The 17,096-nt window shown below is 64.3% G+C and carries 16 protein-coding genes and 1 tRNA gene; 11 read left to right on the top strand and 6 right to left on the bottom strand.

The features are described 5' to 3' along the window. Entirely contained in the window at nt 1-1,185 is a 1,185-nt protein-coding gene (locus BEK68_RS02440) for a pyridoxal phosphate-dependent aminotransferase (protein ID WP_012435058.1), read from the top strand. Between the two features lie 79 nt (nt 1,186-1,264). On the opposite strand, the gene BEK68_RS02435 is transcribed toward BEK68_RS02440, so the two are convergent. Continuing rightward, complete coding sequence (locus tag BEK68_RS02435) at nt 1,265-2,452, bottom strand: lytic transglycosylase domain-containing protein (RefSeq protein WP_004629556.1); 1,188 nt, start codon at nt 2,450-2,452, stop codon at nt 1,265-1,267. Between the two features lie 537 nt (nt 2,453-2,989). Between BEK68_RS02435 and ubiD the strand changes: the two genes are divergently transcribed. The 6 genes from ubiD to trmB all read left to right on the top strand — a co-directional run bounded on the left by ubiD (nt 2,990) and on the right by trmB (nt 10,112). Further along, a complete protein-coding gene (ubiD, locus tag BEK68_RS02430; RefSeq protein WP_012435057.1) occupies nt 2,990-4,501 on the top strand; it encodes a 4-hydroxy-3-polyprenylbenzoate decarboxylase in 1,512 nt (503 codons plus the stop codon). Nucleotides 4,502-4,630: 129 nt separating this feature from the next. Continuing rightward, nucleotides 4,631-6,142 (top strand): NAD-dependent succinate-semialdehyde dehydrogenase, encoded by a 1,512-nt coding sequence (locus tag BEK68_RS02425; protein ID WP_012435056.1) that lies wholly within the window; start codon nt 4,631-4,633, stop codon nt 6,140-6,142. A gap of 80 nt (nt 6,143-6,222) precedes the next feature. Then, on the top strand, nt 6,223-8,277 hold the full coding sequence (locus BEK68_RS02420) for an acetoacetate--CoA ligase (RefSeq protein ID WP_012435055.1): 2,055 nt from the start codon (nt 6,223-6,225) through the stop codon (nt 8,275-8,277). A 129-nt stretch (nt 8,278-8,406) separates the two neighbouring features. After that, complete coding sequence (locus BEK68_RS02415; RefSeq protein WP_012435054.1) at nt 8,407-9,120, top strand: hypothetical protein; 714 nt, start codon at nt 8,407-8,409, stop codon at nt 9,118-9,120. A 58-nt stretch (nt 9,121-9,178) separates the two neighbouring features. Continuing rightward, a tRNA-Gly gene (locus tag BEK68_RS02410) sits at nt 9,179-9,252 on the top strand. Nucleotides 9,253-9,338: 86 nt separating this feature from the next. Further along, the gene (gene trmB, locus BEK68_RS02405; RefSeq protein WP_012435053.1) at nt 9,339-10,112 is read left to right on the top strand and encodes a tRNA (guanosine(46)-N7)-methyltransferase TrmB; all 774 of its coding nucleotides are present in this window, start codon (nt 9,339-9,341) and stop codon (nt 10,110-10,112) included. 25 nt (nt 10,113-10,137) lie between these two features. Here trmB and BEK68_RS02400 read toward each other — a convergent pair whose 3' ends face one another. The 4 genes from BEK68_RS02400 to BEK68_RS02385 all read right to left on the bottom strand — a co-directional run bounded on the left by BEK68_RS02400 (nt 10,138) and on the right by BEK68_RS02385 (nt 13,161). Beyond that, nucleotides 10,138-11,250: an NADH:flavin oxidoreductase/NADH oxidase gene (locus BEK68_RS02400; protein WP_012435052.1), complete on the bottom strand. Its 1,113-nt coding sequence runs from the start codon at nt 11,248-11,250 to the stop codon at nt 10,138-10,140. A gap of 119 nt (nt 11,251-11,369) precedes the next feature. Next, a complete protein-coding gene (locus tag BEK68_RS02395; protein ID WP_012435051.1) occupies nt 11,370-12,251 on the bottom strand; it encodes an undecaprenyl-diphosphate phosphatase in 882 nt (293 codons plus the stop codon). Between the two features lie 52 nt (nt 12,252-12,303). Further along, nucleotides 12,304-12,897, bottom strand: a complete 594-nt coding sequence (locus BEK68_RS02390) for a DUF1439 domain-containing protein (protein ID WP_004629570.1) — start codon at nt 12,895-12,897, stop codon at nt 12,304-12,306. Nucleotides 12,898-12,903: 6 nt separating this feature from the next. Next, nucleotides 12,904-13,161 (bottom strand): YkgJ family cysteine cluster protein, encoded by a 258-nt coding sequence (locus BEK68_RS02385; protein ID WP_012435050.1) that lies wholly within the window; start codon nt 13,159-13,161, stop codon nt 12,904-12,906. 181 nt (nt 13,162-13,342) lie between these two features. Between BEK68_RS02385 and BEK68_RS02380 the strand changes: the two genes are divergently transcribed. From BEK68_RS02380 to BEK68_RS02365, 4 genes are all read left to right on the top strand, one after another. After that, nucleotides 13,343-14,086, top strand: a complete 744-nt coding sequence (locus tag BEK68_RS02380) for a TetR/AcrR family transcriptional regulator (protein WP_012435049.1) — start codon at nt 13,343-13,345, stop codon at nt 14,084-14,086. A 95-nt stretch (nt 14,087-14,181) separates the two neighbouring features. Then, on the top strand, nt 14,182-14,832 hold the full coding sequence (locus BEK68_RS02375; RefSeq protein ID WP_012435048.1) for a protein-L-isoaspartate O-methyltransferase family protein: 651 nt from the start codon (nt 14,182-14,184) through the stop codon (nt 14,830-14,832). A 22-nt stretch (nt 14,833-14,854) separates the two neighbouring features. Next, the gene (locus tag BEK68_RS02370) at nt 14,855-15,187 is read left to right on the top strand and encodes a rhodanese-like domain-containing protein (RefSeq protein ID WP_004629576.1); all 333 of its coding nucleotides are present in this window, start codon (nt 14,855-14,857) and stop codon (nt 15,185-15,187) included. A gap of 115 nt (nt 15,188-15,302) precedes the next feature. Continuing rightward, nucleotides 15,303-16,769 (top strand): TolC family outer membrane protein, encoded by a 1,467-nt coding sequence (locus BEK68_RS02365; protein ID WP_012435047.1) that lies wholly within the window; start codon nt 15,303-15,305, stop codon nt 16,767-16,769. Here the strand turns inward: BEK68_RS02365 and BEK68_RS02360 are convergent. Next, nucleotides 16,770-17,096: META domain-containing protein (locus BEK68_RS02360; RefSeq protein ID WP_139111336.1), on the bottom strand; the 327-nt coding region annotated here is incomplete at its 5' end.

Raw genomic sequence — 17,096 nt, 5'->3', positions numbered from 1 at the left:
ATGGACGCCCACCGCCTAAACACAGCCGCCCGGCTGGCCAATATCCGCGCCTTTCACGTGATGGAACTGGCCAAGCAGGCCCGCGAGCTGGAACTGGCGGGGCGCAGTATCATCCACATGGGCATCGGCGAGCCGGATTTCACCGCCGCCGAGCCCGTCGTGCAAGCGGCCGCCGACGCCATGCGGCGCGGCGTCACGCAGTACACCGGGGCCCTGGGCATCCGCTCGCTGCGCCAGGCCATCGCCCGCTACTACCACACCGTCTACGGCCTAGACATCGCGCCCGAGCGCATCATCGTGACGGCGGGCGCGTCGGCAGCGTTGCTGCTGGCGTGTGCGGTGCTGGTGGAGATTGGCGGCGAAGTCCTGATGCCCGATCCAAGCTATCCGTGCAACCGTCACTTCGTGGCCGCCTTCAATGGCGAGGCGAAGCTGGTGCCGTCGGGGCCGGAAGAACGCTTTCAGTTGACTGCCGCGCAGGTCGAAACCCACTGGGGCGAGCGCACGCAGGGTGTGCTGCTGGCCTCCCCTTCCAACCCGACGGGCACGTCGATCCTGCCGGATGAGCTGCAGCGTATTGTGCAGGCGGTACGTGCACGAGGCGGATTCTCGATCGTCGATGAGATCTACCAAGGTTTGTCATACGATCAGGCCCCGGTCTCCGCACTGTCGTTCGGCGACGATGTCGTCACGATCAACAGCTTTTCCAAGTATTTCAACATGACCGGCTGGCGGCTCGGCTGGCTGGTGGCACCCGCCGAACTGGTGCCGGAGTTCGAGAAGGTCGCGCAGAACCTGTTCATCTGCGCGTCGGCGGTGGCGCAATATGCGGCGCTCGCCTGCTTTGCGCCGGAAGCGTTGGCGATCTACGAAGAGCGCAAGGCCGAATTCCGCCGCCGACGTGATTTCATCGTGCCAGCGCTGGAGTCGCTCGGCTTCAAGGTACCGGTCAAGCCGGACGGGGCGTTCTATGTCTACGCCGATTGCCGCGGCGTAAACCACCCGCACGCCGCCAATGCCGACGCCCTCACCCAGTCGATGCTGCATGACGCTGGCGTAGTGCTGGTGCCGGGGCTCGATTTTGGTCCACACACGGCGCAGCACTACATCCGGCTGTCGTACGCCACGTCGATGGCGCATCTGGAAGAAGCGGTCGCTAGGCTCGGCAAGCTATTCAGCCGGTAAAACACTCTACGCGTCGCCCAAACAGAAAAGGCCGTCCCGAAGGACGGCCTTTCCTATATAGCGCAGCGAATCGGGCCAATCAGGCTTGGCCCTGCGACTTATTGTCCAGACGTGCCTCTTCCTGTTGACCAGCCGCCGGTTGCTTGTCGGACGGCTTGGTGGCTTGCGTCTTCGCATCGGCTTGCGTCACAGGCGTTGCCGTCGCGACCGGCTTCACCGGTTCGCGCTCAGACGCCACCGTCATGGGCGAACGATGCCCAGTGGCCACCATGCGCAGGCGCGACCGCTCTTGCAGCACCTTGCCGCCGTAGCCGCCGTCGCCTTGCGTGACCGCCCCGACATACAGCTTCAGGCCGCCTTCGATCGAACCTGCACGCGCGATGCAATCCTTCAGCACCAGCGCACCGACCTTGATGTTGGCATACGGATTGAGCGCAGCACCAACGCCGCCCATCACTTCGTACTTGTCCTGGTGGACCTTGGTCATGACCTGCATCAGACCCTGCGCACCCATACCGCTTTCGGCGAACGGGTTGAAACTGGACTCGATGGCCATCACGCCCAGGATGAGCAGCGGATCCAGGCCGACTTCCTTGCCGGTCTGATAGGCCGCCTTCACCAACTGGCCAGTGGCAGTGGCCGCCACGCGGTACTTGCGGGCGATGTATTCGGCCACGGCAGCCTGCTCTCGCGGGGTACCGGCGGTTGCCGACTCACGCGCGTCACGGACGACTTGCGTGTTCGGAATCTGCGCAGCCAACTCGGCCACGGACGGCACCTTCGAAAGCGTGTCCCAACCTGCGGCCGCGACCGTGCCACCCTGCGCCGCAGCAGGCGCTACAGCTTGAGCGGCACCCGTACCGGCGGACGGCGCCGTCGGTGCGAAAGCAACCGGCTGCACGCCAGCCGCAATCGCGGGCGACGGATTGGCCGAGGCGACACTGGTGTCGACACCCGGCGTGAAATGCAGCACGCGTTGAGCGACCGTGGCGCGCCACTCGCTGTTGAGCGAGAGCGCAACTGCGGCGGCCACCGCCAGCAAGCCGATGCTATTAAGCACGACATGCCCGCTGCGGAACACCAGCAGTACGCCAGGATGCAACTCATTGCGGGACGCGGCGGCGCCCCCTGCGTTCAACTCCATGCGCAGCTTACGAGGCAGCGCAACTTGACCAGCACGCGCGAGGCGGCGGCCAACCGGGGCTACGAGCCGGCGTTGCAGCGCCGATCCGATCCCGGAAGAATGAAGGGTTTTCCAACCGTTCATACTTACCTCCGTCCGCTGCGCAGATCCGGTAGACGCCTTTCTTTTGCCTGGCGCCGTGCGTTTCGAATCGCAACGGTTTTTAGTAAGGATGCCGCGCTGTTGCAGTCAGCCGGCATCTGTTGGGGGCACTCCCCTAGTGCCCAGAGAAATGCGGGCCGTGTCCTTGGGGAGGTCACGTCCCGCAGCGATGCTGATGTGCTCTGGTGTCGCCCCTCATACGTTTGAGAACGGGGCGTAGGCATTAGCCGAAAACATGTTGCGTTGCAACAATTACCAGATCGGATTGGATTGTAGGAAGCGCGTTATGCCAAGTCAATCATAAAGAAGTAAGTTTTCATATCCAAAAGTTATGATAAAGCTCCCGTTGTTGGGACTGGCTGACCTGCGATGCGTTCTGTCATCAGGGGGTCATGGGGTTTTGGCCGTACAATCGCGGCCACCCTGCCTACACCAAAAAAATGTCGCCCGGACGACTATTCGGGGGACAGCCCCTCCGCGTGATAGGCGATCTACCTTACCTTTGGTTACAAAATCTCCATGCAATACAGGGACTTACGTGACTTTCTCGCCCAACTCGAACGCACGGGCGAACTGCGCCGCGTGCACCAGCCGGTATCGCCGCGCCTGGAAATGACCGAAGTCTGTGACCGCCTGCTGCGCTCCGAAGGCCCGGCGGTAGTCTTCGCGCAGCCGGTGGACGGCGCACAGAAGTACGACATGCCGGTGCTGGCTAACCTGTTTGGCACCACACGTCGCGTGGCGCTGGGCATGGGCGCGGAGTCGCTCGATGAACTGCGGGACATCGGTCGCCTGCTCTCGGCGTTGAAAGAGCCTGAACCGCCGCGCGGCCTGCGTGAAGCCGGCAAGCTGTGGACGATGGCCAAGGCCGTGTGGGATATGGCGCCACGCAAGGTGTCGTCGCCGGCGTGCCAGGAGATCGTGTGGGAAGGGAATGACGTCGACCTCTCGCGCATTCCCGTACAGACGTGCTGGCCCGGCGATGCGGCTCCGCTCGTCACCTGGGGGCTGGTCATCACGCGCGGGCCGCATAAGAAACGGCAGAATCTGGGCATCTACCGGCAGCAGGTCATCAATCGCAACCAGGTCATCATGCGCTGGCTGGCGCACCGCGGCGGCGCGCTGGATTTCCGCGAGCACGCCATCGCCAATCCCGGCCAGCCGTTTCCGATCGCGGTGGCACTGGGCGCGGATCCGGCCACCATTCTCGGCGCGGTGACGCCGGTGCCGGATACGTTATCTGAGTACCAGTTTGCGGGGCTGCTGCGCGGCAGCCGGACTGAGCTTGCGACATGCCTGACGCCTTCGCTGGCGCAGGCGCAACTGCAAGTGCCGGCCGGCGCCGAAATCATCCTCGAAGGCCATATCCAGCCGGATCCGACGCACCCGAGCGGCTATCAACACGCGCTGGAAGGCCCCTTCGGCGATCACACAGGCTATTACAACGAGCAGGACTGGTTTCCCGTGTTCACGGTCGAGCGCATCACGATGCGCCGCGACCCGATCTATCACTCTACGTACACAGGCAAGCCGCCCGATGAGCCGGCCGTGCTCGGCGTGGCGCTCAATGAAGTGTTCGTGCCGCTGCTGCAGAAGCAGTTTCCGGAGATTGCCGATTTCTATCTGCCGCCCGAGGGCTGCAGCTATCGCATGGCGCTGGTCAGCATGAAGAAGCAATACGCCGGCCACGCCAAGCGCGTGATGTTCGGCGTGTGGAGCTTCCTGCGGCAGTTCATGTATACGAAGTTCATCGTCGTGGTGGACGACGACGTGAACCTGCGCGACTGGAAGGAAGTGATCTGGGCGATCACCACTCGCGTGGATCCGGCGCGCGACACGGTCATGGTCGAAAACACGCCGATCGATTACCTCGATTTTGCGTCCCCGGTGTCGGGCCTGGGCTCCAAGATGGGCATCGATGCCACCAACAAATGGCCCGGCGAAACCACGCGCGAATGGGGCCAGCCCATCGTCATGGATACCGCTGTCAAGGCCAAGGTCGACGCCATGTGGGACACGCTCTTCCAATAACCACAAGGCTCGGCGGCCTGGCCTGCGAGCGAACGATCGTTCGGTTATTCTTAGCGAGTTAAGCGACTGCTGCATCTAAAAGGCGGGCCCTCTTTGTCTACTGGGCCCGCCTTCCTTATGGAGAACGCCATGGCCGAAGCACTCGACTCATCCCGCACCGCCGCCAACGCGCTGGAGCGCATCACAGACCGCACCCTTGTCAAAACGCAGTCCTACGTCGACGGCGCCTGGGTGGGCGCGGCAGACGGCGCGACCTTTCCCGTCTACGACCCTGCCACCAACGCACACCTGACTGACGTCGCCAATCTCGGCCACGCAGAAACGCTGCGCGCCATCGACGCCGCCAATGCGGCTTGGCCCGCATGGCGCGAGCTGACCGGCAAAGAGCGCGCCGGCCTGATGCGACGCTGGTTCGACCTGCTGATCGCCAATGCCGACGACCTCGCCACGCTGATGACCGCCGAACAGGGCAAGCCGCTGGCCGAAGCCAAGGGCGAAATCGTCTACGGCGCGTCGTTCATCGAATGGTTTGCCGAAGAGGCCAAGCGCGTCTCCGGCGACGTGATGGCCAGCACCTGGCGCGACAAACGCATGGTCGTGTTGAAGCAGCCGGTGGGCGTGTGCGCCTCCATCACGCCGTGGAACTTCCCGCTGGCGATGATCACTCGGAAGGTTGCGCCGGCCATGGCGGCAGGCTGCACCATCGTCATCAAGCCGGCCGAGCAAACGCCGCTGTCCGCGCTGGCGATGGCCGAACTGGCGCACCGGGCGGGCATTCCCAAGGGCGTGGTCAACGTGGTGACGGGCGATGCGGACCGCTCGATCGCCATCGGCAAAGCCCTGTGCGAATCGCCGATCGTGCGCCATCTGTCGTTCACGGGCTCGACGCCGGTGGGCCGCATCCTGATGCAGCAATGCTCGCCGACGGTGAAGAAGGTGGCGCTTGAACTGGGCGGCCATGCGCCGTTCATCGTGTTCGACGACGCCGACATCGATGCTGCCGTGGAGGGCGCGGTGCAGTCGAAGTACCGCAACGCGGGTCAGACGTGCGTGTGTACGAACCGTTTCTATGTGCATGCGTCGGTGTACGACGCGTTTGTCGAGAAGCTCTCCGCCAAGGTGCGCGGCATCAAGGTCGGCAACGGCTTCGAGTCGGGCGTTGTTCAAGGCCCGCTGATCGACGACCAGGCCGTGGAGAAAGTGCAGCGCCACATCGACGATGCGACGCAGAAAGGCGCACGCCTGACCGCTGGCGGCAAGCTGATGCAGGGCTTTGGCTCGCAGCGTTTTGTCGAGCCCACGGTGCTGGCCGATGCCACGCCCGACATGCTGATCGCGCGCGAAGAAACCTTCGGGCCCGTCTCGGCCATCTTCAAGTTCCAGGACGAAGCGGAAGTCGTGCGCCTGGCCAACGACACGGAATTTGGCCTGGCCTCGTACTTCTACAGCCGCGACATCGGCCGTATCTGGCGGGTGGCCGAGCAGCTCGAATACGGCATGGTCGGCATCAACACCGGGCTGATCTCGAACGAGGTCGCGCCGTTTGGCGGCATCAAGCAGTCGGGCCTCGGCCGTGAAGGTTCGGTCTACGGCATCGACGAGTATCTCGAACTCAAGTATCTGTGCATGGGCGGCATCTGAACCGTCGCCCCCTCTCGGCCGACCCGCCACAACGATAGAGCGGGCGGCCTTTCCCCTTGCCTGACCGGCGGAGGAGACACATGAGCACCATCCAGGAAGGCGCCCTCCTATGGACGCCATCGGCTGACTTCATCGCGCGCTCGCGCCTGACGCATTACCTCGACTGGCTCGCGCGCGAACGCGGGCTGCGCTTTTCGGCGACCACGCCCGAGGGCTACGCACGACTCTGGGAATGGTCGACCACTGAACTCGAGGCGTTCTGGACGTCCGTCTGGGACTACCTTGACCTGCGCGCCTCGACACCGTTCTCGCAGATGCTGGGCGACCGCACCATGCCCGGCGCGCAATGGCTGGTCGGCGCGAAGCTCAATTACGTCGATCAGGTCATGCGCCATGTGGAAGAAGGCGGCAGCCCCGACCGCACCGCCATCCGATACGCCAGCGAGACCAAGCCGCTCGCCGACTTGTCATGGCGCGAACTGCGCCAACGCGTTGCCTCGCTGGCGGATGCGCTGCGCAAGATGGGCGTGGTGCCGGGCGACCGCGTCGCCGCATATCTGTCGAACACGCCGGACGCGATCGTGGCGTTTCTCGCCACGGCCAGCGTCGGGGCCATCTGGTCTGTCTGTGCGCCCGACATGGGCCAGGTGGCCGTGACCGACCGCTTCCGGCAGATCGAGCCCAAAGTGCTGATCGCGTTGGACGGCTATCACTACGGCGGCCGCGCGTTCGACCGCACCGACATCGTCGCAGAGATGGTCGCCGCACTGCCAACTGTCGAACACCTCGTGCTCGTGCCGCAGTTGCTTGGCGAGGTCAACCGCGCGCGCTTCCCGGAGGCCCGCGACTGGTGCGACCTGACTGCGAACGACGTACCACTCGTCGTCACACCCGTCGCCGCCGACCACCCGCTGTGGATTCTCTATTCGTCCGGCACCACCGGCATGCCCAAGCCGATCGTGCACGGCCATGGCGGCCTGCTGCTGGTGCAGACGATGATGGGCGCGCTGCATCTCGACCTTGGCCCCGACGACGTCTACCACTGGTACAGCAGCACCGGCTGGGTCATGTGGAATTCGCAAGCGAGCGGCTTACTCGGCGGCGTCACGCTCGCCATCTACGACGGCAACCCCGGCACGCCCGATCTCAATACGCTGTGGCGCTTCGCACAGGATGCGGGCGTGACCTTCTTTGGCGCCGGCGCGGCGTTCTTCGCCAATTGCCTGAAGGCCGGCATCGAGCCCGGGCGCGATTTCGACCTGTCGAGACTGCGTGCGGTCGGCTCGACCGGCTCGCCGCTCTCGGCCGAGGCGTACGACTGGATCTACCGCCACGTAAAAGCCGACGTCTGGCTCAACCCCATTTCCGGCGGCACCGACTTCGCTGGCTGCTTCGTGGGCGGCGTCGCAACACTGCCCGTCTATGCGGGTGAGATGCAATGCCGCAACCTCGGCTCGCGTGTGGAAGCACTGGACGAGGCTGGCCGACCGCTCATCGACGCGGTAGGCGAGCTGGTCTGCACCGCGCCCATTCCGTCGATGCCGCTCTTCTTCTGGGGCGACAGCGACGGCAGCCGCTACCGCGACAGCTACTTCGACATGTACCCCGGCCAGTGGCGCCACGGCGACTGGATCAAGATCACGCCACGCGGCGGCGCCATCATCTACGGCCGGTCGGATGCCACGATCAACCGCCACGGTATCCGCATGGGCACAGCCGAGCTGTACCGCGTAGTGGAAGATCTGCCGGAAGTGCTCGACAGCCTTGTCGTCGATCTGGAATTCCTCGGCCGCGAATCGTTCATGCCACTGTTCGTCGTGCTGCGCGAAGGTGCGACGCTCGACGACACGCTGCGCAGCACGATCAATGCACGCATCAAGGCAGGGCTGTCGGCCCGGCATGTGCCCAACGTGGTCGTACAGGCACCCGGCGTGCCGCGCACGCTGTCGGGCAAGAAGATGGAAGTGCCCATCAAGAAACTGCTGCTTGGCGCACCAATCGAGCGCGTCGCCAACCCCGATGCAATGGCAAACCCGGAGGTGCTTGCGTGGTACGCGACCTACGCCGGGTCGCTGGCCCGGCAAAGCAGCGCGCACGGCGAGCCCGCGCCCGCATTGGAATCGTGGCGGAGCTAGACCGATCGTTGGTCTCTGGTTTCACAATCTCCGCCAATCGAACGATGGCAGGGACCGGGTGTGATGACTAACGTACAGCTTGCACCGGCACATCAAGATGCCGGGCGAGTTGCTTAACGGGGAGTCACCATGCTTGCAACGACGAACGTCCTGATCAAGACGGAGGACGGCCGCGAAGCCTTGGCCCAGCGCCGCCACGACATGCAGATGCGCCAGCGCCATCTGCTCATCCTCATCGACGGTGCCCGCACGGTGGGGCAACTGCATCAACTGCTGAGCGACTGGCCGGACTTCGACGAACTGCTGCTAGGGTTGCAACGGGCCGGCATGGTCGACGTGCTGCCTGGTATCTCGCATGACAACGCACCGGCTGCAGAACCGTTCGACCCCATCACGCACTTCAACCGTCCCTTGCTGGACGATGACGCGCACGGCGCACCTGCCGCCCTGTCGCTCATCTACGACAAACTGCCGCCGTTGACCGGCATGACGCTCGGCCTGCAAGCGGTGGCGGCGCCCATCGACGAGCCTGCGGCCAATGACGCAAACAGGCCGCGGGCGGCGCCCGTCCAGGCTTCTGCTACGCCGCAGCCAGCCGTCCCGCCGGAGTTGGCCGACGTGTTGCCCAACGTGGTCAAGGTCGAGTTGATGCGTTTGGCGGTGCAGCACTTCGGCTCGGCCGCGGGCGCCGCCATGCCGCTGCTGCGTGCCTGCAAGGAAGACCCGCAGTCGCTGTGCGACGTGGTTGCCGCGTGCGCCAAGGCTGCCGCCCCGACGGCTGGCGAGCAGGCCGCGGCGAAGTTCGTGGATGCGGCAATGCAGGCGATGGCGCTGCGGCGCTGAAGCCGCCACAGGCGCTGTTTGCGAAGCTCAGGCAAAGCCGGGTAAAATAGCAGTCTGCGCGGGCGTCGTATAATGGTAATACCCTAGCTTCCCAAGCTAGAGCCGTGGGTTCGATTCCCATCGCCCGCTCCACCGAACAGTCTGAAGCCGCCCTCGGCGGCTTTTTTGTTGCCTGCGCGCCCGTCGCTCCATCGACGGGCAACCGGCACGGGATCTCCATGCAGCCCATCGAACAGCCGGGCACCGGCCCCGACGACATCACGCCGGAATCGCAAGACACCAATACCGCAGAGAGCGCCGAAAGCGGTGCGGAAACCGGCCACCCGCGTCGCATCCGCTCGTTCGTGCGCCGCGCCGGCCGTACGTCGACCGGCCAGCAGCGTGCCATCAATGAACTCGGTCCGCGCTTCCAATTGCCCTACACCACAGAGCCGCTGGACTGGGACGCCGCCTTCGGCCGCGCTGGCGCCAAGCGCATCTTCGAGATCGGCTTCGGCATGGGTGAAACCACCGCGCACATCGCGCAATTGCGCCCGGACGACGATTTTCTAGGCGTCGAGGTGCATGAGCCGGGCGTTGGAGCGCTGCTCAAGCTGATCGGCGAACGCGAAATCGGCAACATCCGTATCGTTTCGCACGATGCGGTGGAAGTGCTGGCGCAGATGATTCCGGAGGGTACGCTGGATGGCATCCACGTGTTCTTCCCCGACCCGTGGCACAAGAAGCGCCACAACAAGCGGCGCCTGATCCAGAGCCCGTTTGTCGCACGGCTGGCGGCGCACCTGAAACCGGGCGGCTATCTGCACTGCGCGACGGACTGGGAGGAATACGCCCACCAGATGCTGGAGGTGCTGTCCTCCGAGCCGACGCTGGAAAACACCGCCGACGGCTTTGCACCGCGCCCCGACTACCGCCCTGTCACCAAGTTCGAGAAACGCGGCCTGCGCCTCGGGCACGGCGTGTGGGACGTGGTCTTCCGCAAGCGCGGCTAGCCACGTCCGCGCACGCTCGCGCAAGTCAGCGTGCGCCGAAATGCGTATCGCCGAAGAGGTTCTTGGCGTGGCGCGGGAAAGCGCGCCAGTATTGCGGCGGCGCCGTGACCGTCGCGCCCAACTCAGCGGCCGCCGCCCAGGCCCAGTGCGGGTTGTAGAGGAAGGCCCGGCCCACGGCGACCAAATCCGCACGCCCTTGCGCAACGATGGCCTCCGCCTCATGCGCCTCGTTGATGAGGCCGACGGCGATGGTCGGAATGTCCGCCTCGTTTCGGATCTTCTCGGCAAACGGCACCTGGTAGCCGGTCGACAGCGGAATCTGCTGCAGCGGCGATACACCGCCCGACGAAGCATCGATCCAATCACAGCCGCGCGCACGCAGTGCCTGCGCAAATACCACCGAATCCTCCGGCGCCCATCCGCCCTCCACCCAATCGGTGGCCGACACGCGCACGCCAACCGGAATATTGTCCGGCACCACGGCGCGCACCGCATCAAAAATCTCCAGCGGATAACGCATGCGGTTCTCACGCGAACCGCCGTAGGCATCGGTGCGCTGATTGGCGATCGGCGACAGGAATTCGTGCAGCAGATAGCCGTGTGCGGCATGCAGTTCGATGGCCGATAGGCCCAAGCGCACAGCCCGACGCGCGGTATCGACAAATTGATCGCGCACGCGGGCGAGGTCCGCATCGGTCATTTCGCGCGGGGCACGCTCTTCAGGGCGCTGTGGCAGCGGGGAGGGACCCATCGTTTCCCAGCCGCCGGCATCGAGCGCCAGCAATGCGCCGCCTTCCCAAGGCCGAGCGCTCGAAGCCTTGCGGCCCGCGTGCGCGATCTGCATGCCGATCGGCACCAGCGCATTCTGGCGAATGGCAGCCAGCGTGCGCTCAAGCGCGGCTTCGGTCGCGTCGTCCCACAAACCCAGGCAGCCGTTGGTGATGCGGCCTTCTGGCGACACCGCGGTCGCTTCGATCATCAGCAATCCGGCGCCCGAAAGGGACAGGCTGCCCAGATGCGTGTGGTGCCACGCCGTGGCTTGGCCGTTGTCGGCCGAGTACTGGCACATCGGCGAAATGACGATGCGGTTCTCAAGCGTGAGACCGCGCAGGGAGAAAGGCTGGAAGAGAGCACTCATGATCGGGAGATTCGGCAATCAGCGGCTGGCTAAAGAAACCGCCAGTGTGTCCGAATCCGCCCGATCGTGCAGACGGTGCGAAAGCCTCGCACCGAAGAAGGGAAATGCTTGCCTGTGGCTCAGGCCTGCCAGGCGATGAGGTGCGTATAAGCGGTCGCCAGAACAATGATGCCGAAGATGATCCGGTACCACGCAAATCCTCGGAAATCGTGCGTGGCAATGAACTTCAGCAGCCAGCGCACGCAGAAGAACGCCGAGATGAATGCGGCCACAAAACCCACTGCGAAGATCGACAGATCATCGGCCGACAGCAACGCGCGTGACTTGTATAACTCGTACACCGTCGCGCCGAAAATCACGGGAATCGCCAGGAAAAACGAGAACTCCGTCGCCACCTTGCGCGACAGGCCGAACAGCAGGCCGCCGATGATGGTCGAGCCCGAGCGCGACGTACCCGGAATCAGCGCGAAGCACTGCGCGAAGCCCACCTTGATAGCATCGGAGATGCGCAGGTCGTCCAGCGTTTCAATGCGTGGCGCGCCAGCCTTGGCGGCTTCGAGCAGTGCGTTGGCGCGCGGGTCATGTGTCTCGCCGCGATGGCGTTCGCGCCATTCGGCCCACAGGATCACGAAGCCGCCGAGGATGAACGCCGACGCCACCACGATCGGATTGAACAGATGCGCCTTGATCGCCTTGCCAAAGATCAGCGCTAGCGTGATCGCAGGAATCGTCGCCACGATCACGTTGATCGCAAAACGCTGCTGACGCGGGTCATTCGGCAAGCCCTTGATCACGTCGATGATTTTGTGGCGGAACTCCCAGCACACCGCCAGGATGGCGCCGAACTGGATCACGATCTCGAAGATCTTGCCCTTCTCGTCATTGAAGTCGAGCAGCTGGCCAGCGAGGATCAGATGGCCGGTGCTGGAAATGGGGAGGAACTCGGTCAGGCCTTCGACGATGCCGAGAATCAGCGCTTTGATGGCGAGTGCGATATCCATGCAGTAAGCAAAGAAGGAAGAGGAAAACGAAGCGCTGGACGTGCAGCAGAACTCAGGGCCGCTTGGCCTGGACGTGCACGCCTTCGGGCAAAACCGTGATTGTACCGGGCTCCACGGCAATGCCAGCCACTTTCAGCTGTTCGGGCTTGAACGTATAGACCGCATAGTCGTTGAGCAACTGCCCGGCAATCAAAGAACCGATCGAACTGATCTGCGGGCCGATGCCCCCGGGCACGTTCTGCAGATCGAAGCGATCAACACTGGGCTGATTCAGTCGGATCGAATGCGTGGGCGGGTCGTAATGCAAGCCGCTGGAGACGGCCAGCGGCCCTGTCAGCGGCTGGCGGAACAGGCCGCTTTCCACCACGGCATCTGCCTGGATGGCGATGCGGTTGCGCGCGGGGTCGAGCGACACCTGCGGGTTCGACAGCGTCACGTCAAAGAAGCCGAGAAAGCGCCGCTGGAACGGAAACTTGCGCGCAAGCGCGTCCTGCATCTGGCCGCGGGAAAAGGTGTAACCGTCACCGGTCCAGCCGGTCGGCATGCAAGCCACGAGTGTGACGACGATGGCAACTGCAACAGCGGCCGCACCCGACCACCAGCGGACGCGGTTGGAACGGACAGCGGGTTTCGTGGAATCGGTCATGACAATTCAGTGCGCTGCGGTAGCGATTTCAAGTCGAGTCAAAAACTGCATGGCATGCGTGGCCGAGCCTCCGCACATGTCGGGCTCAGGCTGCAGGCTGCTGCAGACCGCCGGACGTTCCGGCTGGCCGAAGATACGACAGCCGTTGGCCTCATCCAGTTGCGCACAGCGCACGCCGGCCGGCTTGCCGTTCGGCATGCCAGGAATGGGGCTGGAGATGGAAGGCGCGATGCAGCACGCGCCGCAATGAGGTCGACAGTCCATGCTGTCCGAGTGCATGAAATCAGGGCGGAAACCGCTATTGTGCACCAGCACAATAGCGGCCCAGTCTGATTGACAATGCCGAAGCCGCTTGACCCGCCCTTGCCGCATGCGTACATTAATGACCGAAAAGTAAGTTATCTGTGAGTCAGTGACCTCGTGTGCTGGCTGACACCCTACCGCCGTGACTGATCAAGATTCCGAGTCTTCCTCCAAACGTTGGACGCGCCGCAAAGAGGCCCGCCCGCAAGAACTGGTCGCCGCCGCGCTGAACCTGTTCGTGGCGCGCGGCTACGCGGCCACGCGGCTGGAAGACGTGGCCTCGGCCGCCGGCGTATCCAAGGGCACGGTCTACCTGTATTTCGCCAACAAGGAAGAACTGTTCAAGGCTGTGGTGCAGGAAAACCTGGTGCCCGCGCTGGCCGAGGGCGAGGCCCTGATCGACAGTTTTGACGGCACCAGCGAAGCGCTGCTGCACGAGATCCTGATGGGCTGGTGGGAGCTCATCGGCGAATCGCCGGCTTCGGGCCTCACCAAGCTGCTGATGGCCGAGTCGGGCAACTTTCCTGACCTGGCGCAGTACTACCACGAAGAAGTCATCGAGCGCTGCGACCGCCTGTTCGCGCGCATCCTCGAACGCGGCATGGCCCGCGGCGAATTCCGCGACGTCAACATCGATCTCACCACGCTGACCATGGTCGCGCCGATGATCTTCCTGATGATGTGGAAGCACTCGTTCGGCCCGTGCTCGCACCGGGAGCTGGAACCGAAGGCGTTCATCACCCACGTCGTGTCGCTGCTGCTGCACGGCGTGCTGCGCAATCCAGCGACGGGCGCAGTGATACCGCCTCCACCTGCCCTCACAGTGCAGCCGTGGCGCACGCTCCCGGAGCGGGCCAACAACCCCGACGAAGGCGCCTCGTCATGACAACGTCTGCCGGAATGTCTTCCGGACTTGCTAAAATGCCGGGTTTGTCGTCAAACCCTCATTCGCATCACTCGCTCCGCGTGGAAGGCATGCCCATGGACATCGAAAAATCCCGGTTCAACATGATCGAGCAGCAAATCCGTCCTTGGGACGTGCTCGATACCGACGTTCTCGACCTGCTCAGCGTCGTCAAGCGCGAACACTACGTGCCCGAGGCCTACCGCGCGCTGGCCTTCGTCGACATGGAAATCCCGCTGGCCGGCGGCCAGAACATGCTGGCACCGCGCGTTGAAGCTCGCGTGCTGCAGGAGCTGGCCGTGCGCAAGCACGAAGACGTGCTGGAAGTCGGCGCGGGCTCCGGCTACATGGCCGCCCTGCTGGCCCATCGCGGCCGCCAGGTCACCACGCTCGACATCGTGCCGGAACTCGTTGCCTTCGCCCGTGACAATCTCTCGCGCAATAGCGTCACTAACGTCGACGTGGTCGAGGCCAGCGGCGCGCAAGGCTGGGGCGACGGCCTGTATGACGTCATCTGCGTGTCGGGCTCGGTGCCCGCCGTGCCGGAAGCGCTGCTCAAGCAGCTCAAGGTGGGTGGTCGCCTGTCGATCTTCGTGGGCGGCGCGCCGGTCATGGAAGCGCAGCTCATCACGCGCATCTCCAACACCGAATATCAGACGCGCAACCTGTTCGAGACGTATGTGACGCCGCTGGTGGGTGTTCCCGCGCCGTCGTCCTTCCGCTTCTGATCCCTCTCGCCCCCCAATCATCATGCAGCAGCTCGCTCCCACCGCCCTCGCCCAATGGCTCGCCGACGCATCGCGCGCGAAGCCCGTCCTGCTCGACGTGCGCTGGACGGAGGAGGTGGAAATCTGTGCCATTCCTGGCATCACGCACATTCCGATGGACCAGATCCCGGGGCGTGCCAGCGAGCTGAATGCTGACCAAGACATCGTCTGCATCTGCCACCACGGCGGACGCAGTGCGCAGGTTGCGCAGTATCTGATCACGCAAGGCGGCTTTGATGCCGCGCGTGTCTACAACCTGCAAGGCGGCGTCCACGCCTGGGCTCACCAGGTGGACCCGCAGATGGCGACGTACTGATTGGGGAAGCCGCCGCCGGGCAAAGCCCTGTTCACGCTCCACAGGCACTGAACAGGGCCTGACGCGCCCGCGCTGCCTTCCGAACGCGAACGTTTCCTCCTCGCTCGGGGGCTTTATGACTGTTGCTCGCAGTAGCCGCACGCGGATAGCCGCGCGCGGTTCGCTTGTTGTGCTGTGCTGTTCGATGATGCCGATGTTCGCGTGGGCGCAGACCCAACCGAACACGGCCGCTGCAACCGACCTCCTCTCCGCCTACCGCGCCGCGCTGGCCAACGATCCGCAATTCGCATCGGCGCGCGCGCAGTCGCTGGCGCAACGCGAGAAGCTCACGCAAGGCCGCGCTGGTTTGCTACCGCAGATCGGCGGCGCCTGGAGCTCCACGCGCATCATCTTCGATCAAACCGCTCCGGCCGAATTCAACAAGACGTTCTCTTCGACGGGCTGGACGCTGTCACTGTCGCAGCCGCTCTTCCGCTGGGACCGCTGGGAAACCTACAAGCAAGGCGAGATTGCCGCGCAGGCCGCCGAGGCTTCGCTCGCGCAGGCGCAGCTCGACCTCATCACACGCACGGCGCGGGCCTACTTTGACGTGCTCAACGCGCAGGACACGCTGCAGCTCGCCACCGCGCAGCGCGATGCGATCCAGCAGCAGTACGAACAGGCTCGCCGCAACTTCGACGTCGGCAACGCCAACATCACCGACGCGAACGACGCACAGGCCCGCCGCGACGCGATCGACGCCAGCGTCATCGCAGCACGCAGCGACTTTGAGATCAAGCAATCGGCGCTCAAGCAGATCATCGGGGAGCCCGTTGGCACGCTGGCCGGCGTGCGCACGGGCGTCACGATCCCCCAGCCGGAACCGGCTTCAGCAGAACCCTGGGTGGAACAGGCGCGCAGCAGCAACCTGCAGGTGGCACTGGCGCAATACAACCTGCAAAGTGCAGAGCGCGATCTGAAGAAGGCCACCGCGGGCCATCTGCCTTCGGTCGACCTCGTGGCGCAGACCGGCCACACCAATGCCAGCGGCAACCAATACCTGCCGTCGCTGCCCGGCGGCGCGCGCTTCGACAGTTCACAGATTGGCGTGCAGGTGTCGATCCCGATCTTTGCAGGCGGTGCGATCCAGTCGCGCGTGCGTGAAAACATCGCGCTGGAAACCAAGGCCGCAAACGATCTTGAATTTGCCCGGCGCTCTGCCGAACAAGGCGCACGGCAAGCCTATATCGGCGTGATTGCCGGATTGGCGCAGGTCAAGGCACTGGAAGCGGCCGAGCTGTCGGCACGTACAGCGTACGACTCCAACCAGCTCGCCTACGGTGTGGGCGTGCGCATCGGCACCGACGTGCTGAATTCGCAGGCGCAGCTGTTTCAGGCGCGGCGCGATCTGGCACGCGCGCGTTATGACACCATCGTCAACGGGCTGCGGCTGAAGTCTGCAGCCGGCTCGTTGACTGAGGGAGACGTGATCCAGGTGAACACGCTGCTCACGGCCAACGGTTCGAGCGATATCACTGCGTTGCCGCCGGCAAGCACCAAACTTGAATCGGCGAAACCAACGGGCAAATCGGCCAAACGCTGATCAATGTGTCTGGCCGCGCGGCGGCAGCGGGCGCTCGGCAAACTGCAGCAGCGCGCCGCTGGTCGTTTTCCAGATAACCTGGCGGCCCTGCGTGCCGCTGGCCGAAGGCTGCATACCGACGGTCGCCAAGGGCGATTTGAGCGCCTCCAGGAACGCTGTCTCCAGCTCCGTACGCGCCGGGTCGCACGCCATGCGCGTCGACACCAGGTTGCCGAAGCGCATGCCCGAGGCGAGCTTCTCATACGGCCCCGAGAAGCGATTGCAGCCCGAGTAGCCGGACACCACGCCGTTGGCCGCCTCCAGGCCGCCACTGAATTCGATGGAAAT

It is taken from the genome of Ralstonia pickettii, from assembly GCF_001699815.1.
GTDB classification, from domain to species: domain Bacteria; phylum Pseudomonadota; class Gammaproteobacteria; order Burkholderiales; family Burkholderiaceae; genus Ralstonia; species Ralstonia thomasii.
Note: the sequence above shows the minus strand (reverse complement) of the source record. Positions and strands in the feature narration are given on the sequence as shown.

Bases quoted from the DNA above. Each gene is read 5' to 3' on its own strand.
- BEK68_RS02385 (WP_012435050.1), bottom strand. From the start codon at position 13,161: ATGGACTGTCGACCTCATTGCGGCGCGTGCTGCATCGCGCCTTCCATC.
- BEK68_RS02390 (WP_004629570.1), bottom strand. From the start codon at position 12,897: ATGACCGATTCCACGAAACCCGCTGTCCGTTCCAACCGCGTCCGCTGG.
- BEK68_RS02415 (WP_012435054.1), top strand. From the start codon at position 8,407: ATGCTTGCAACGACGAACGTCCTGATCAAGACGGAGGACGGCCGCGAA.
- BEK68_RS02425 (WP_012435056.1), top strand. From the start codon at position 4,631: ATGGCCGAAGCACTCGACTCATCCCGCACCGCCGCCAACGCGCTGGAG.
- ubiD (WP_012435057.1), top strand. From the start codon at position 2,990: ATGCAATACAGGGACTTACGTGACTTTCTCGCCCAACTCGAACGCACG.
- BEK68_RS02370 (WP_004629576.1), top strand. From the start codon at position 14,855: ATGCAGCAGCTCGCTCCCACCGCCCTCGCCCAATGGCTCGCCGACGCA.
- BEK68_RS02440 (WP_012435058.1), top strand. From the start codon at position 1: ATGGACGCCCACCGCCTAAACACAGCCGCCCGGCTGGCCAATATCCGC.
- trmB (WP_012435053.1), top strand. From the start codon at position 9,339: ATGCAGCCCATCGAACAGCCGGGCACCGGCCCCGACGACATCACGCCG.
- BEK68_RS02365 (WP_012435047.1), top strand. From the start codon at position 15,303: ATGACTGTTGCTCGCAGTAGCCGCACGCGGATAGCCGCGCGCGGTTCG.
- BEK68_RS02395 (WP_012435051.1), bottom strand. From the start codon at position 12,251: ATGGATATCGCACTCGCCATCAAAGCGCTGATTCTCGGCATCGTCGAA.
- BEK68_RS02375 (WP_012435048.1), top strand. From the start codon at position 14,182: ATGGACATCGAAAAATCCCGGTTCAACATGATCGAGCAGCAAATCCGT.
- BEK68_RS02400 (WP_012435052.1), bottom strand. From the start codon at position 11,250: ATGAGTGCTCTCTTCCAGCCTTTCTCCCTGCGCGGTCTCACGCTTGAG.
- BEK68_RS02435 (WP_004629556.1), bottom strand. From the start codon at position 2,452: ATGAACGGTTGGAAAACCCTTCATTCTTCCGGGATCGGATCGGCGCTG.
- BEK68_RS02420 (WP_012435055.1), top strand. From the start codon at position 6,223: ATGAGCACCATCCAGGAAGGCGCCCTCCTATGGACGCCATCGGCTGAC.